Origin of the sequence: Citrobacter sp. Cpo030, assembly GCF_030333005.1 — a bacterium.
Classification (GTDB): domain Bacteria; phylum Pseudomonadota; class Gammaproteobacteria; order Enterobacterales; family Enterobacteriaceae; genus Citrobacter; species Citrobacter portucalensis.
In genome coordinates, this window is sequence record NZ_JAOWGT010000075.1 from 251034 (window position 1) to 267349 (window position 16316).

At 52.0% G+C, this 16316-nt stretch carries 14 protein-coding genes; 3 read left to right on the forward strand and 11 right to left on the reverse strand.

Annotated elements, in window-relative coordinates; all coding sequences use genetic code 11:
• Positions 1 to 2 precede the first annotated feature (2 nt).
• The 11 genes from mraY to leuO form a co-directional block, all read right to left on the reverse strand.
• A complete protein-coding gene (gene mraY, locus OGY37_RS22465; protein ID WP_003018774.1) occupies positions 3 to 1085 on the reverse strand; it encodes a phospho-N-acetylmuramoyl-pentapeptide-transferase in 1083 nt (360 codons plus the stop codon).
• Positions 1079 to 2437 carry a UDP-N-acetylmuramoyl-tripeptide--D-alanyl-D-alanine ligase gene (gene murF, locus OGY37_RS22470; protein WP_003829534.1) on the reverse strand — a complete coding sequence of 453 codons (1359 nt, stop codon included), beginning with the start codon at positions 2435 to 2437 and terminating at the stop codon, positions 1079 to 1081. The genes mraY and murF overlap by 7 nt, the downstream gene beginning before the upstream one ends.
• A complete protein-coding gene (murE, locus tag OGY37_RS22475; protein ID WP_003829536.1) occupies positions 2434 to 3921 on the reverse strand; it encodes a UDP-N-acetylmuramoyl-L-alanyl-D-glutamate--2,6-diaminopimelate ligase in 1488 nt (495 codons plus the stop codon). Before murE ends, murF begins: the two co-directional genes overlap by 4 nt.
• A complete protein-coding gene (gene ftsI, locus OGY37_RS22480; RefSeq protein ID WP_003829538.1) occupies positions 3908 to 5674 on the reverse strand; it encodes a peptidoglycan glycosyltransferase FtsI in 1767 nt (588 codons plus the stop codon). The genes murE and ftsI overlap by 14 nt, the downstream gene beginning before the upstream one ends.
• 15 nt (positions 5675 to 5689) lie before the next feature.
• Entirely contained in the window at positions 5690 to 6055 is a 366-nt protein-coding gene (ftsL, locus tag OGY37_RS22485) for a cell division protein FtsL (protein ID WP_000625651.1), read from the reverse strand.
• Positions 6052 to 6993, reverse strand: coding sequence for a 16S rRNA (cytosine(1402)-N(4))-methyltransferase RsmH (gene rsmH / locus OGY37_RS22490; RefSeq protein WP_003018789.1), 942 nt, complete (start codon positions 6991 to 6993; stop codon positions 6052 to 6054). Before rsmH ends, ftsL begins: the two co-directional genes overlap by 4 nt.
• A gap of 1 nt (position 6994) precedes the next feature.
• Positions 6995 to 7453 (reverse strand): division/cell wall cluster transcriptional repressor MraZ, encoded by a 459-nt coding sequence (mraZ, locus tag OGY37_RS22495; protein WP_003018792.1) that lies wholly within the window; start codon positions 7451 to 7453, stop codon positions 6995 to 6997.
• A 613-nt stretch (positions 7454 to 8066) separates the two neighbouring features.
• Positions 8067 to 9071 carry a catabolite repressor/activator gene (gene cra / locus OGY37_RS22500; protein WP_003018794.1) on the reverse strand — a complete coding sequence of 335 codons (1005 nt, stop codon included), beginning with the start codon at positions 9069 to 9071 and terminating at the stop codon, positions 8067 to 8069.
• A 264-nt stretch (positions 9072 to 9335) separates the two neighbouring features.
• Entirely contained in the window at positions 9336 to 9827 is a 492-nt protein-coding gene (gene ilvN, locus OGY37_RS22505; RefSeq protein WP_003829566.1) for an acetolactate synthase small subunit, read from the reverse strand.
• Positions 9828 to 9829: 2 nt separating this feature from the next.
• Positions 9830 to 11554, reverse strand: coding sequence for an acetolactate synthase 3 large subunit (gene ilvI, locus OGY37_RS22510; RefSeq protein WP_020996230.1), 1725 nt, complete (start codon positions 11552 to 11554; stop codon positions 9830 to 9832).
• Positions 11555 to 11872: 318 nt separating this feature from the next.
• Positions 11873 to 12820: a transcriptional regulator LeuO gene (gene leuO, locus OGY37_RS22515; RefSeq protein WP_020996231.1), complete on the reverse strand. Its 948-nt coding sequence runs from the start codon at positions 12818 to 12820 to the stop codon at positions 11873 to 11875.
• Positions 12821 to 13474: 654 nt separating this feature from the next.
• Here leuO and leuL point away from each other — a divergent pair.
• The 3 genes from leuL (at position 13475) to leuB (ending at position 16314) form a co-directional block, all read left to right on the forward strand.
• Positions 13475 to 13561, forward strand: a complete 87-nt coding sequence (gene leuL / locus OGY37_RS22520; protein WP_048998978.1) for a leu operon leader peptide — start codon at positions 13475 to 13477, stop codon at positions 13559 to 13561.
• Between the two features lie 90 nt (positions 13562 to 13651).
• A complete protein-coding gene (leuA, locus tag OGY37_RS22525; protein WP_003829569.1) occupies positions 13652 to 15223 on the forward strand; it encodes a 2-isopropylmalate synthase in 1572 nt (523 codons plus the stop codon).
• Positions 15223 to 16314, forward strand: coding sequence for a 3-isopropylmalate dehydrogenase (gene leuB, locus OGY37_RS22530; RefSeq protein ID WP_003829570.1), 1092 nt, complete (start codon positions 15223 to 15225; stop codon positions 16312 to 16314). Before leuA ends, leuB begins: the two co-directional genes overlap by 1 nt.
• The last annotated feature ends 2 nt before the right edge of the window (positions 16315 to 16316 follow it).

Consider the following 16316-nt stretch of genomic DNA (forward strand, 5'->3'; position numbering starts at 1 on the left):
GATTAACGTACCTTCAGCGTTGCCAGGCCAATCAGCACCAGCATCAGCGAAATAATCCAGAAGCGCACAATTACGCGCGGTTCCGGCCAGCCTTTCAGTTCATAGTGATGGTGAATCGGCGCCATACGGAAGATGCGCTGTCCGCGCAGCTTAAAGGAGCCAACCTGCAAAATGACCGACAGCGTTTCCACAACAAATACGCCGCCCATGATTACCAGCAGGAACTCCTGACGCAGCAGCACGGCAATAATGCCCAGCGCGCCGCCCAGCGCCAGCGAACCGACGTCGCCCATAAAGACCTGCGCCGGATAGGTGTTAAACCACAGGAAGCCTAACCCCGCGCCGACAATCGCCGTACAGACGATCACCAACTCACCGGCATGGCGTAAATAGGGAATGTGCAGATAGTTGGCAAAGTTCATGTTACCGGTCGCCCATGCCACCAGCGCAAAACCCGCTGCCACGAACACGGTCGGCATAATCGCCAGACCATCCAGGCCATCGGTGAGGTTTACCGCGTTGCCAGTACCCACAATCACGAAGTACGCCAGCAGCACGTAGAACAGCCCCAACTGCGGCATGACATCTTTAAAGAACGGCACCACCAGCTCGGTAGCCGGGGTATCTTTACCGGCGAGGTACAGCGCAAAGGCTACACCCAGCGCAATCACCGACATCCAGAAGTACTTCCAGCGAGCAATCAGGCCCTTGGTATCTTTTCGCACCACTTTGCGGTAGTCATCGACAAAACCGATAATGCCGTAGCCAATCAATACCACCAGCACGCACCATACGTACGGGTTCGACGGATATGCCCACAACAGAACGGAGATAACAATCGCGGTGAGGATCATGATCCCGCCCATGGTTGGCGTACCACGTTTACTAAAGTGCGATTCAGGACCGTCGTTACGTACAACCTGTCCAAAGGACATTTTTTGCAAGCGGGCAATCATGCGCGGGCCCATCCACAAAGAGATGAACAGCGCGGTCAGCAGGCTGACGATGGCGCGAAACGTCAGATAGGAAAAGACGTTAAAGCCGGAATAATATTTGACCAAATGTTCGGCCAGCCAAACTAACATGTCCCATTCTCCTGTAATGCGCGTACTACCTCTTCCATGGCGGCACTACGTGAACCCTTCACTAAAATCGTCATGACCTGATGTTCTGCAATCAATGCTTTAAGATGCGCGGCCAGCGCGCTTTTATCCGCAAAATGTTCGCCAACGCCACTGGCGTCGCTAATTGCCTGACTCAGTTTTCCTGTACTCAGTACACGGTCGATACCTGCTGCTTTCGCAGCAACACCTACCTGTACATGGCATGCTTCACTTTCTGCGCCAAGCTCTGCCATATCGCCAACGACCAGTACGCGATAGCCCGGCATTTCAGACAGCACCTGCACCGCTGCGGTCATCGAACCGACGTTCGCGTTATAGGAGTCGTCCAGCAGCAGCTGATTTTCTGCGAGTTGAATCGGGAACAGACGTCCTGGTACCGCCTGCAGATCTTTCAAACCCGCTTTGATCGCCTCGTGCGTCGCGCCTACCGCCATAGAAAGCGCCGCCGCCGCAAGGGCGTTAGCGATATTGTGGCGACCCGGCAACGGCAGCAGGACATCAATGCTTCCGGTCGGCGTTTGCAGAGAAAATTCCGTGCCATGCGAGGTCACATGAACGTTGGTCGCAGAAAAGTCGCTGTTGGCCGCATTCGGGGAGAAGCGCCAGACTTTGCGATCGCCGATGATGCTTTGCCAGTTCAACCAGTCGTTGTTGTCGGCATTCATAATGGCGATACCGTTCGCAGACAGGCCGGTAAAAATCTCACCTTTTGCCTTCGCAACGCCCGCCAGAGAGCCGAAGCCTTCCAGGTGCGCGGCGGCCAGGTTGTTCACCAGCGCCGCTTCCGGACGCGTCAGGCCGACGGTCCAGGCGATTTCGCCCTGATGGTTGGCGCCGAGCTCAATCACGGCATAGTCGTAATCGTTGTTTAAGCGCAGCAGCGTCATCGGTACGCCGATGTCGTTATTCAGATTGCCCGCGGTATATAGGGTGTTACCACACTGGCTCAGAATGGCAGCCGTCATCTCTTTGACGGACGTTTTACCGGATGAGCCGGTCAACGCGACAACGCGCGCCGGAACCTGAGCGCGAACCCACGCCGCCAGTTCACCAAACGCCAGACGCGTATCTTTAACAATCAGCTGCGGCAGGTTGGTGTCCAACGGGCGGCTGACCAGCAGCGCACCCGCCCCGCTCTCTTGCGCTTTGTCTGCAAAATCATGGGCATCAAAGCGTTCGCCTTTCAGCGCCACAAACAGGCAGCCCGGCGTCACTTTACGCGTATCGGTTGTTACGGCATCAAGGGTCAGATCGGCCCCTTTCAGTTCGCCACGGAGGATCTCCGCCAGTTGGCTGAGCGTTACGCTAATCATGCGATAACCCCCAGCAGACGCGCTGCGGTCACGCGGTCAGAATAGTCGAGACGCTGCGAGCCAACGATCTGGTAATCTTCGTGACCTTTCCCGGCCACCAGCACCACGTCGTTTTCTTTCGCCTGCATAATGGCGTTTGTCACGGCTTCTGCGCGCCCTTCCATCACCTTCGCCTGTCCGGCATCCAGCATACCCGCCAGAATGTCGTTAATAATGGCGCGCGGCTCTTCGGTACGTGGGTTGTCATCAGTCACCACGACAACATCTGCAAACTGCTCGGCGATTGCGCCCATCAACGGACGTTTGCCTTTGTCGCGATCGCCGCCGCAGCCAAAGACGCACCACAGTTTGCCTGTACAGTGCAAACGTGCCGCCTGCAGCGCTTTTTCCAGCGCATCTGGCGTATGGGCGTAATCAACCACCACGGTGGTTTTACCCGGCGCGCTGAACACTTCCATACGTCCGCAAACCGGCTGCAATTGTGTCGCCGTTTTCAGTAAATCAGCTAACGGATAGCCCAGTGCCAACAGCGTTGCCAGCGCCAGCAGAAGATTGCTGACGTTAAACGCCCCCATCAGGCGGCTTTCAATTTCGCCGTCGCCCCATGAGGAGGTAAAACGAATCGTTGCCCCGCTGTCGTGATACTTCACGTCAACCGCTTTTAACCAACGACCATGACAGTTCGGGTTGATGTGGTCTTCCATCGAAACGGCAACCGCATCCGGGAGTTTCGCCAGCCAGCGACGACCGACGTCATCATCCGCATTGACGATGGCCTGACCGCAATGGTGCGTGGAATACAGCAGCCATTTCGCGGCTTCATAATGTTCCATGTCGCCGTGGTAGTCGAGATGGTCACGGCTTAAGTTAGTAAATACTGATGCGGCAAACTTCAGCGCCGCCACGCGATGCTGAACCAGACCGTGTGAAGAGACTTCCATCGCGCCAACCGTTGCGCCCTGCGCTGCCAGCCCCGCCAGCACATGCTGGACATCAACGGCTGAACCGGTGGTATTTTCCGTCGGGATCACTTTGCCCAGCAGGCCATTGCCTACTGTTCCCATTACCGCGCTGGTTTCGCCAAGCAGTTGGCTCCACTGTGCCAGCAATTGGGTGGTGGTAGTTTTACCGTTGGTCCCGGTCACACCGACCAGACGCATTTTCTCAGAAGGCTCGTGGTAAAAACGGCCTGCCAGTGCAGATAAACGTTCGTTAAGCTGACTGAGATAGATGACCGGAACGCCGTGCATTTCACGGATTTCACCATCAGTAGCTTCATCTTTTGCTTCTGCAATAATGGCAGCCACACCTTGCGCTATCGCCTGCGGGATATACCGACGCCCGTCCGCCTGATGACCCAATACTGCGACAAAGAGATCGCCCGATGCAGCCACACGGCTGTCAAGCGTCATCTCCCGCAGTGCTCGCTCCGGTGCACCCGGCACCCATGGAGCAAGAAGGTCGCGCAAATTACGATCTGCCACCTGTTGCCTCGCCTTGATTATTCACAAATTCATTTTTATCGCCCGTTGTCAGCGCATCCGGCTCGATGTTCATGGTACGCAGTACGCCGCCCATGATGGCACCAAAGACCGGCGCGGAAACGGCGCCACCGTAGTATTTACCCGCCTGCGGATCGTTGATAACAACAACCAGCGCGAAGCGCGGCTGACTCGCAGGCGCAACACCTGCGGTATAAGCAATGTATTTGTTGATGTAGCGGCCATCTGGCCCTACTTTTTTCGCTGTACCGGTTTTAATGGCGATACGATAGCCTTTAATCGCCGCCTTCACGCCGCCGCCGCCGGGCAGCGCCACGCTTTCCATCATATGCACGACGGTACGCACGGTATCTTCCGGGAAGATACGCTCGCCCGGAACAGGAGGGTCAACTTTGGTAATCGACAGTGGACGATAAACGCCGTAGCTGCCGATCGTTGCATAGACTCGCGCTAACTGTAACGGTGTTACCATTAGCCCGTAGCCGAAAGAGAAGGTGGCCCTCTCTATGTCAGACCACCGTTGTTTTTGAGGATATAAGCCACTGCGTTCTCCGACCAACCCCAAATTGGTCGCTTTTCCCAGCCCAAAACGTGAGTAAGTATCTACTAACGCTGAGGACGGCATCGCTAACGCCAGCTTGGAAACACCGACGTTACTCGACTTCTGCAAAACCCCGGTGAGGGTTAATTCGCTATAACGCGCCACGTCTTTGATTTCGTGACCATTAATTCGGTAAGGGATAGTGTTGAGGACGGTATTTTCGCGTACCACGCCACGCTGCAGCGCGGTCATCACCACCATCGGTTTAACGGTAGAACCCGGTTCAAACACGTCGGTGATGGTACGGTTACGCATCGCGTCTTTTGGCGTACCGGTGAGATTGTTCGGGTTGTAGGACGGACTGTTGGCCATGGCCAGCACTTCACCGGTGTTTACATCCACCAGTACCGCACTGCCTGACTCCGCCTTGTTGAACGCCACGGCGTTATTCAGTTCGCGGTAAACCAGTGCCTGTAAACGCTCATCAATGCTCAACGCGAGGTTATGCGCCGCCTGGCTGTCGGTAGAGGAGATATCTTCAATGACGCGGCCATAACGGTCTTTACGTACAATACGTTCACCCGGTTGTCCGGTGAGCCACTTATCGAAGCTCTTCTCAACGCCTTCAATCCCCTGGCTGTCAACGTTAGTAAAGCCTATGAGGTGAGCAGTCACTTCTCCGGAAGGATAGTAACGGCGGGATTCTTCGCGCAGGTGGATACCTGGCAGCTTCAGTTTTTTGATGTAGTCAGCCATGTCAGGGTTTACCTGACGCGCCAGATAGATAAAGCGCCCTTTCGGGTTGGCGTTAATGCGGGAAGCCAGTTGATCGAGCGGGAGATTCAGCGCGGTTGACAGCGCTCTCCAGCGTTCGCCAACGCTCACACCGCCTGCATCATGTACTTCTTTCGGGTCGGCCCATATAGCTTTAACCGGAACGCTCACCGCCAACGGACGACCAGAGCGGTCGGTAATCATTCCGCGTGATGTAGACACTTCCTGGACGCGTAGAGAGCGCATATCACCCTGACGCACAAGCATGTCTGGCGCGATGATTTGCAGCCAGGCAACGCGACCCAGCAGAAAACCCAGTGCCAGCAAAATACAGCCGCACAGTAACGCAAAACGCCAACTGATAAAGTTGGCTTGTTCTTCCTGGCGTTTTGGTTTGTGCGTTTTTGCCGCTGCTTTCATGCGTCGCGTTTATCCTTATTTTTGTACTACGATATTTTCTTGTGAGGGATCGACATGCTGCATTTGCAGCTTTTCCGTTGCGATCCGTTCAACACGGCTATGGTCGCCGAGCGCGTTCTCCTCAAGGATCAAGTTACGCCATTCGATATCCAGCGCATCTCGCTCCAGAACCAGCTGCTCACGCTGCGCGGTCAGTAACCGCGTATGGTGGGCTGTTGTCACGACGGTAACCGCCGTCAAAATAATGCAAATGAACAGGCAGAGTGGCAGCTTCCCAAACCGCAAAAGATCGTCACCGATCACGCCAGGCAAGGCATGGCGCTCGTTGCTTCCTATCGATCCTTTAACTTTGCTTAGGGCTTCTGTCACTCTGCTGATCATGCGTTCGTCCTCTCTGCAATACGCAGAACTGAACTACGGGCACGAGGATTCTCAGCTACCTCTTCTTCACCCGGCATCATCTTGCCTAGTGCTCTTAACTCACGGCCGCCCAGCTTTTTGATCTGCGCTTCGGTCATCGGTATTCCAGCCGGTACCTGAGGACCACGGCTTTGTTCACGCATAAAGCGTTTCACAATGCGGTCTTCAAGCGAATGGAAACTGATGATCGAAAGGCGACCACCTGGAGCCAGCACGCTGAGCGAGCTTTTTAGCGCCTGCTCTATCTCCTCCAGTTCACTGTTCACCCAAATGCGCACCGCCTGGAAGGTACGGGTCGCGGGATGTTTGAATTTGTCCTTCACCGGCATTGCCGCCGCAATGACTTCCGCCAGTTCTTTGGTGCGGGTCATCGGTTCGATGCGGTTGCGCTCGACGATGGCGCGCGCAATGCGTTTGCCGAAGCGCTCTTCGCCAAAGGTTTTAATCACCCAGGCAATGTCTGCTTCATCGGCGGTTTGCAGCCATTCGGCCGCTGACTGACCGCGTGTTGGGTCCATACGCATGTCTAACGGACCGTCACGCATAAACGAGAAACCGCGCTCTGCGTCATCGAGCTGCGGTGAAGAAACGCCCAGATCGAGTAGAATCCCGTCGATCTTACCGGTCAGTCCACGCTCGGCGACATAGTCAGCCAGCGCAGAGAAAGGTCCATGTACGATGGAGAAACGGGGATCGGTAATCGTTTTTGCAACGGCAATAGCCTGCGGATCGCGATCGATTGCCAGTAAACGTCCCTCTTCGCCAAGCTGGGAGAGGATCAGACGTGAGTGACCACCGCGACCAAATGTCCCGTCAATGTAGATGCCGTCTGGACGAATATTCAGGCCGTTTACGGCTTCATCCAGCAACACCGTTGTATGTTTATAATTTTCCGTCATTTTATAGAGACAAATCCTGCAATCGTTCCGACAACGCGCCAGTAACAGACTGCTCAGCGTCGATATCTTCCTTGACCTGTTGATACCAGGTCGTTTCATCCCACAGCTCAAACTTATTGAACTGCCCAACCAGCATCACTTCTTTCGTTAGCCCTGCGTGTTGCCGCAGAATGGGTGCTATCAGTAATCGACCAGCGTTATCCATCTGACATTCGCTGGCATGACCCAACAATAAGCGCTGTACGCGACGCTCAACTGGATTCATGCTCGACAGACGCGATAGCTTCTGCTCGATTATTTCCCATTCAGGCAGGGGGTACAGCAGCAGGCACGGGTGATGGATGTCAATGGTGCAAACCATTTGACCGGTAGCGCTCTCAAGCAGTTGATCCCGATAACGGGTAGGCACGGATAAGCGCCCTTTACTGTCGAGATTAACTAACGTTGCTCCCCGGAACATGCCAGCCTCACCCCCAATTACCACTTTATCCCACAAATTCCCACTTAAAGGAGTTTACGGAGCGGAGGAAAACCTTGTCAAGCAAGTCACGGCGCTTAGCGGAGCAAAAAACCCATTGTTTACGGCTAATATCAGCGTTGAACAAATTCCGTACAGCAAACGAAGCAAATTAACGTCATGAATATTTGTAAGAAAAAAATCCAACAACTCATCATTGTTTAAAACAACTGAATATCATCCAAAGAAAATATAAAGTGTCAGTTTGCGACGCGAGCGGCATTTTAGGACAATATGCAGCGAGTTAACAGTACCAGTTAATCGGTCTGTACGCCGCGCAGAGTCGAGGTAAGCACCAGATGGCCGCAATACGAGAGCAAAGTGTTTGTTAATTCGGCAAATCCATACAAGCATGTAACAAAATAATACAAGCGTAACGCGTCGTTACGTATCAATAACCCAAAAATGGATAGTTGCATTTTTAATTCGGGGTATTTCAAGAATGAATTTCAGATAATTCTAAAGAATATTCTTAAATATAATGCGGTTATTTCTGAGAATAGAAAAATTGAAGACGTCAGAGGCTTATCCCGCCGACGTCATCAATTGAGGAAACTTAGTTACGGCTGAGAATACCACGACGGTACAGATTACGCCGTATACGCGTTAAACCTGGTTTTGGTTTACGCGGTTCGTCCAGACTTGCCAGTACAATCTCCAGCACGCGTTCTGCGACATCGCGATGGCGCTGTGCCACTGCCAGTACCGGGCACTGTAGGAAGTCGAGCAGTTCGTGATCGCCAAAAGTCGCAATCGCTAAATCAGACGGCAGTTGCCCATCACGACGCAGGGTCACATCCATCACGCCCTGCAACAGGGCAAACGACGTGGTAAACAACGCCTGAGGCATTGGGTGCGTTTCCAGCCATTTATCAAACAACTGCGCAGCTGCTTCCCGCTCATAGCTGTTGGCGTACAGGAAATGGACTTCACGCGGATCGTCCTTCCACGCGGTACGAAAACCCTGCTCGCGCAGGAAACTGACGGATAATTCAGGAAGCGCGCCCAGATAGAGGACGGTTTCAGCAGGGAATTTGCGTAACTCCTCTGCCAGCATTTCCGCATCATCCTGATCCGCACCCACAACGCTGGTAAAATGTTCGCGGTCCAGTGCACGGTCCAGCGCCACAATCGGGAATGAACTGTTTGCCCAGCGTTGGTAGAACGGATGCTCAGGCGGCAAAGAAGTCGACACAATAATGGCATCGACCTGGCGCTGTAAAAGATGCTCAATACAGCGCATTTCGTTATCCGGCTGATCTTCAGAGCAGGCAATCAACAGCTGATACCCACGCTGACGCGCCTGGCGTTCCAGATAGTTTGCGATCCGGGTATAGCTTGTGTTCTCAAGATCCGGGATCACCAGCCCGATAGAACGTGTGCGTCCAGCACGCAGCCCGGCCGCCACGGCATTCGGGTGGTAATTATGCTCACGCACCACCGCCATGACTTTTTCAACCGTTTTGTCGCTTACGCGATATTGCTTTGCTTTGCCATTAATAACGTAGCTTGCAGTCGTTCGCGAAACGCCGGCCAACCGAGCGATTTCATCCAGTTTCACAATTGCCCCTTGCGTAAAATGTACAAACCATAACCTTTTAGATGGCATGGGTTAAACTTCTTAACATCTAAGCGCAGAATAATGACTGCGGCAACCGCTTTTGTCTCTGGTTACTGCTGATTTCGCAAAAAAAAGCGCAGCAGGTAGCATCAGCGCAAACGGGTACGTTACATGTAGGCCGGATAAGACGTTTATGCCGCTATCCGGCATGACCTCCACGATGAGGTCTGATATCGCTGTGCTTACCAAGCCTACGGTTGACGATTAGCGCATAATTTTATCGCCACGGGAGAGTCCCACCACACCGGAACGAGCAACTTCCACAATTTTGGCGACTTCACGTAGGGTTGCCAGAAACGCATCCAGCTTGTCGCTGGTGCCCGCCAGTTGTACTGTGTAGATAGACGGCGTCACGTCGATGATTTGCCCGCGGAAAATCTCCGTGTTGCGTTTCACCTCCTCCCGGCCATAACCGCTGGCCTGGATTTTCACCAGCATGATTTCTCGTTCAACGTGGGCACCCTGCCCCAGCTCGCTAACGCGCAGAACATCCACCAGTTTGTGAAGCTGCTTTTCGATCTGCTCAAGGACTTTCTCATCCCCCACCGTCTGAATCGTCATCCGCGATAAGGTCGGATCGTCGGTCGGCGCGACGGTCAGACTTTCAATGTTATATCCGCGCTGGGCGAAGAGGCCAATCACACGCGACAATGCACCTGACTCGTTTTCCAGCAATACTGATAATATCCGGCGCATAATCAGGTCCTCTCCGTTTTGCTTAACCACATTTCATCCATCCCACCCCCACGAATCTGCATCGGGTAGACATGCTCACTGCCATCGACAGTGACATCGACAAACACCAGGCGATGGTTACGCACATGCTCCAGCGCTTCACCCAGCTTGCTCTCCAGTTCATCTGGATGATTAATCTGGATACCGATATGCCCATAAGCCTCAGCAAGGCGCACAAAATCGGGTAGCGACTGCATGTAAGACTGTGAGTGACGCCCGGAGTAGATCATGTCCTGCCACTGTTTGACCATGCCGAGATAACGGTTGTTAAGGTTGAGTACCAGCACCGGCAGTTCATATTGCAGCGCCGTCGACAGTTCCTGGATATTCATCTGAATGCTGCCATCCCCGGTGACGCACACTACCGTTTCATCCGGGAGCGCCATTTTCACCCCTAACGCCGCAGGTAAACCGAATCCCATCGTGCCGAGGCCGCCTGAGTTAATCCAGCGACGCGGTTTATCGAACGGATAATAAAGTGCGGCAAACATCTGATGCTGGCCAACGTCAGAGGTCACATACGCCTCCCCTTTCGTCAGACGCCAGATGGTTTCAATCACCGCCTGCGGCTTAATGCTTTCGCTTTGCGTGTCATATTTCAGACACTGACGGGCGCGCCAGTGCTCAATCTGTTGCCACCAGTCACGGTTATCATCCAGTGGCTGCTGTGATTTCTCCTGCTCCAGCAGTTCGAGCATTTGATCCAGCACCAGACGGGCATCACCCACAATCGGAATATCCGCAGTAACGGTTTTAGAAATAGAGGTCGGATCGATGTCGATATGCAGCACGGTCGCATTCGGACAATATTTTGCCAGGTTATTCGTCGTTCGATCGTCAAAGCGAACGCCGACAGCAAAGATCACATCGGAATGATGCATGGTCATATTCGCTTCGTAGGTACCGTGCATCCCTAACATACCCAGCGCCTGACGATGCGTGGCCGGAAACGCGCCCAACCCCATTAGCGAGGAGACAACCGGCAGATTCAGCGCTTCAGCAATCTGAGCTAACTGCTCATGGCAAGCAGCATTGACCGCTCCACCGCCCACATAGACAACCGGTTTCTTCGCCGCGACCAGCGTCTGTAGCGCCCGTTTGATCTGTCCCTTATGTCCCGTCGTCGTCGGATTATACGAGCGCATACTCACCGAGTCCGGCCAGCTATAAGGCAGTTTCTTCGCCGGATTCAGAATATCCTTCGGCAAATCCACCACCACCGGTCCTGGGCGACCGCTTGCTGCCAGCCAGAAGGCTTTTTTCAGCACCTGTGGGATATCTTCCGTTTGTTTGACCAGGAAGCTGTGTTTTACCACCGGGCGGGATATACCTACCATGTCGCACTCCTGGAAGGCATCGTAGCCAATCAGCGACGTTGCGACCTGTCCGGAGAGGATCACCAGCGGAATGGAATCCATGTAAGCCGTTGCGATTCCGGTAATCGCGTTGGTCGCCCCCGGTCCGGAGGTAACTAATACAACACCCACTTCTCCCGTGGCGCGCGCAAGGCCATCAGCCATATGTACCGCAGCTTGTTCATGGCGAACCAGCACATGATCAATACCGCCGACCGTATGCAGCGCATCATAAATATCGAGAACGGCCCCCCCGGGATAACCGAATACCTGCTTCACACCCTGATCGATGAGCGATCGGACGACCATCTCGGCTCCAGACAACATCTCCATGGCTTGCCTCACTCTTATAATGAATTACGGTTTAACAACACATTAACCGCTGACGATGACGCATGGCAATTGACTCCGAAGGGGTGGCACTGGAGTAAATAAGAATAAAAAGGAGGAAAGACGCGAATAAACGGAGAATTAAACCAGCATAAGCAATCAGTATGATAAAAAATCGCTTAAAAATGGGAGCTTACAGCAATTACTCTATTTTTTGACACTTTTGGACAGACGTAAAAAATAGAGTTCAGCATAAAATTTCAGTTATAAACTTAAAAGCAGAATAAACAGGATGTACCGCCCGGTTTACTCTGCCAAATGCTACTGCTTACAAACGGAGACTAACAGCTCTTCCATCCATTGATGCCCTTTATCTCGGCCTGCGGCTTCATGCCATGAAAGATAGCATGTGCGGCTGTTCAATTTTAACGGTAAAGGCAAGATCTGTAGTTCTAAAGAATCGGCAAATTCTTCTGCTAACCAACGTGGCGCAATAGAGACCAAATGCGTTTGCGACACAATATTAAGAACGCTAATTAATGCCATGCCCTGATAAGCCACGCAGGATTGTTTATCCGGTGTGTCATACCACGGTTGGCTGAATGATGCGAAGCGATCAAGTGACACCACCGCATGCTGTTCATTATAGACATCACTTTCCAGTAAAGGGCCGCTAATGCGCGGATGCTTTTTACTTGCCACTAACACCATTTCGTCATTGAATAACGGAATACTGGTAAATTCAGGACGTCGGAACTCTTCATAGCTAATAACGAATTCAGTTTCCTGGTAACGTAATTGATGCTCTGTATTTTGATTGAGTGAAGATTTAAATACGACATGAATGTTTGGTGCAACTTGCTCAACCCGATTATAAATCAACGACGTCAGGATATTATCCAATGGGCTGCACACGCAAAGATTGAATACGCGTTCGCTGCTGGCTGGTTCAAAGCCCGAGCCAGGCAGTTCATTTTGCACTAATTGCAATGCCTGGCGAACAGAACCAAATAGCTGGAAGGCTCTTGCTGTCGGCTGGATACCGCGTCCATAACGAACAAAAAGCTCATCATTAAACATCACTTTCAGGCGCGCGACCGCATTACTGACAGCGGGTTGCGACATCCCCAAAGTATGCGCGGCACGGGTAATGTTTTGTTCTTGCATCACCGCATCAAAGACGGTTAATAAATTAAGATCAACCATGCGAAGCTGTGGTTTCCCCATATCTATAATATTTGTTTTATCTATTATTTTTACTTCTGGCATATTTAACTCCACTGTCACTCTAAACTCCCTTTTCCCAGACGGAGTGAAGAAATAATCTCCGTTAATATGATTTACCATACATATAAGATGAGAAAAAGAAAAAACATTAAAATTAGGAAAACATAAAGGCACAAACCTAAATGAACAAAAGACCAATGCGAGCGCAGTGTGGCAGGTGTCACTGCACGGTGATTCATATGTTTAAATTTCAAAAACAATATAACCATAAGCGCGGCGAATACACAATCATACATACAGTGAATGTATATTTAAGTTTTAATTAAATGTTTATATTATTAATACATTAAAAGTTAACATTAATTTATCAATTATGTGGTATCACACCGTTCCAACCCATTCATAGTCACTATAAAAACAAATAAATCATGAGGATAAAAAATCCCAGAGGCGGAGTTTTCTCCAGTTCGCCGTTACAATAAATGCAAATAATTATGCTCAAATATGTCAAACCATGAAAAACATGTACAACCATCAACTGATTAATTTTATGTACCCAAAAAAATTCAGCACAATTCGCTTAAGTTTTGCCGAAACTTCCCCCCTCAAGTGAGGCATTTGCCAGGGTGAGGGTTGACATCAGTCTTCATATCCAGTACCACTAAAAGCATATCGCATTCGCCTGGAGCTTAATTGATGACTTACATTGCTCGTTTCAACGGTCTACTACTACTAAACGCATCTTCATTGCGCGGTAGACTGGTGGACGACATTCAGCATTAAGTCAGCTCCAGTTAAGACAAAAACCCGCGCCGTTGCGCGGGTTTTTTTATGCTCGAAGCAAGGCGCCCTAAGAAACCAAGGACCTAAACCATGAGCCAGCAAGTCATTATTTTCGATACCACCTTACGCGATGGTGAACAAGCGTTACAGGCAAGCCTGAGTGTGAAAGAAAAACTGCAGATTGCGCTGGCCCTTGAGCGTATGGGCGTTGACGTGATGGAAGTGGGTTTCCCCGTTTCTTCACCGGGCGACTTTGAGTCAGTTCAGACCATTGCTCGTCAGGTTAAAAACAGCCGCGTTTGCGCCTTAGCACGCTGCGTAGAAAAAGATATCGATGTTGCCGCAGAATCGCTGAAAGTTGCTGAAGCTTTCCGTATTCATACCTTTATCGCCACCTCGCCGATGCACATCGCGACGAAATTACGCAGTACGCTGGATGAGGTCATTGAGCGCGCGGTCTACATGGTTAAGCGTGCGCGTAATTATACCGATGACGTGGAGTTCTCCTGCGAAGATGCAGGCCGAACCCCTATCGCCGATCTGGCTCGCGTTGTTGAAGCTGCTATTAACGCGGGTGCCAAAACCATTAACATCCCCGATACCGTCGGTTACACCATGCCTTTCGAATTTGGGGCAATCATTTCTGGCCTGTATGAACGCGTACCAAATATCGATAAAGCCATCATCTCCGTACACACCCATGATGATTTAGGTTTGGGCGTCGGCAACGCGCTGGCAGCCGTTCACGCCGGAGCGCGTCAGGTGGAAGGCGCGATGAACGGTATCGGCGAACGCGCCGGTAACTGCTCACTGGAAGAAGTGATCATGGCGATCAAGGTGCGTAAAGATATCCTGAATGTACAGACCCGCATCAATCACCAGGAGATCTGGCGTACCAGTCAGTTAGTCAGCCAAATCTGCAACATGCCAATTCCGGCAAACAAAGCCATTGTCGGAAGCGGCGCCTTTGCCCACTCCTCCGGCATCCATCAGGACGGCGTACTGAAAAACCGTGAAAACTACGAAATCATGACGCCTGAATCCATTGGTCTGAACCAGGTACAGCTGAACCTGACCTCCCGTTCCGGACGCGCCGCGGTGAAACACCGTATGGACGAGATGGGATATAAAGAAAATGAATACAGCCTGGACAACCTGTATGACGCATTCCTGAAACTGGCGGATAAAAAAGGTCAGGTATTTGATTACGACCTGGAAGCGCTGGCCTTCATTAATAAACAGCAGGAAGAGCCAGAGCATTTCCGTCTGGATTACTTCAGCGTGCAGTCCGGCTCAAACGACATCGCCACCGCCTCCGTCAAGCTGGCCTGCGGTGAAGAAGTTAAAGCCGAAGCGGCGAACGGTAACGGTCCAGTCGATGCTATTTATCAGGCTATCAACCGTGTAACTGAGTACAACATCGAACTGGTGAAATACAGCCTGACCGCCAAAGGGCACGGTAAAGATGCTCTGGGTCAGGTGGATATCGTTGCCAACTATAACGGTCGTCGTTTCCACGGCGTCGGTCTGGCGACAGATATCGTCGAATCTTCTGCTAAAGCGATGGTGCATGTGCTGAACAACATCTGGCGCGCCGAAGAAGTCGAAAAAGAATTGCAACGCAAAGCTCAGAACAACGAGAACAACAAGGAAACCGTGTGATGTCGAAGAATTATCATATTGCTGTTTTGCCGGGTGACGGTATTGGCCCGGAAGTGATGGCGCAAGCCCTGAAGGTACTGGACGCAATCCGCAACCGTTTTAACATGCGCATTACCACCAGCCACTACGACGTGGGTGGTGCCGCGATCGATAACCACGGTCAGCCGCTGCCACCTGCAACGGTTGAAGGCTGTGAACAAGCTGACGCCATTCTGTTTGGCTCCGTTGGCGGCCCGAAATGGGAAAACCTGCCGCCAAACCAGCAGCCAGAGCGTGGCGCGCTGCTGCCATTGCGTAAGCACTTCAAATTATTCAGCAATCTGCGCCCAGCTAAGCTCTACCAGGGGCTGGAAGCGTTTTGCCCTCTGCGCGCAGATATTGCCGCGAACGGTTTCGACATCCTGTGCGTACGCGAACTGACTGGCGGGATTTACTTCGGTCAACCAAAAGGCCGCGAAGGCAGCGGACAACATGAAAAAGCCTTTGATACCGAGGTTTATCACCGTTTCGAGATCGAACGTATTGCACGTATCGCGTTTGAATCCGCTCGCAAACGTCGCCGTAAAGTTACGTCGATTGATAAAGCTAACGTACTGCAAACGTCTATTCTGTGGCGCGAAATCGTCAATGAAATTGCTAATGAATACCCAGACGTTGAACTGGCGCATATGTACATCGACAACGCGACAATGCAGTTGATTAAAGATCCATCCCAATTCGACGTGTTGCTGTGCTCTAACCTGTTTGGTGACATTCTGTCCGATGAGTGCGCCATGATCACCGGTTCGATGGGCATGTTACCGTCCGCCAGCCTGAATGAGCAGGGTTTTGGTTTGTACGAGCCTGCTGGCGGTTCAGCTCCGGACATCGCCGGGAAAAACATTGCCAACCCTATCGCCCAGATCCTGTCGCTGGCGCTGCTGCTGCGCTACAGCCTGGATGCCAATGATGCGGCAACCGCAATTGAGAGCGCCATCAACCGCGCATTAGAAGAAGGCATTCGCACCGGTGACTTAGCCCGTGGCGCTGCCGCAGTCAGTACCGATGAAATGGGCGACATCATTGCCCGTTACGTCGCAGAAGGGGTGTAATC

Excerpts from the sequence above, each read along its gene's own strand:
- leuO (WP_020996231.1), bottom strand. The coding sequence starts at position 12,820 with ATGCCAGAAGTAAAAATAATAGATAAAACAAATATTATAGATATGGGG.
- mraZ (WP_003018792.1), bottom strand. The coding sequence starts at position 7,453 with ATGTTCCGGGGAGCAACGTTAGTTAATCTCGACAGTAAAGGGCGCTTA.
- rsmH (WP_003018789.1), bottom strand. The coding sequence starts at position 6,993 with ATGACGGAAAATTATAAACATACAACGGTGTTGCTGGATGAAGCCGTA.
- murF (WP_003829534.1), bottom strand. The coding sequence starts at position 2,437 with ATGATTAGCGTAACGCTCAGCCAACTGGCGGAGATCCTCCGTGGCGAA.
- mraY (WP_003018774.1), bottom strand. The coding sequence starts at position 1,085 with ATGTTAGTTTGGCTGGCCGAACATTTGGTCAAATATTATTCCGGCTTT.
- ilvN (WP_003829566.1), bottom strand. The coding sequence starts at position 9,827 with ATGCGCCGGATATTATCAGTATTGCTGGAAAACGAGTCAGGTGCATTG.
- leuA (WP_003829569.1), top strand. The coding sequence starts at position 13,652 with ATGAGCCAGCAAGTCATTATTTTCGATACCACCTTACGCGATGGTGAA.
- leuL (WP_048998978.1), top strand. The coding sequence starts at position 13,475 with ATGACTTACATTGCTCGTTTCAACGGTCTACTACTACTAAACGCATCT.
- ilvI (WP_020996230.1), bottom strand. The coding sequence starts at position 11,554 with ATGGAGATGTTGTCTGGAGCCGAGATGGTCGTCCGATCGCTCATCGAT.
- ftsL (WP_000625651.1), bottom strand. The coding sequence starts at position 6,055 with ATGATCAGCAGAGTGACAGAAGCCCTAAGCAAAGTTAAAGGATCGATA.
- ftsI (WP_003829538.1), bottom strand. The coding sequence starts at position 5,674 with ATGAAAGCAGCGGCAAAAACGCACAAACCAAAACGCCAGGAAGAACAA.
- leuB (WP_003829570.1), top strand. The coding sequence starts at position 15,223 with ATGTCGAAGAATTATCATATTGCTGTTTTGCCGGGTGACGGTATTGGC.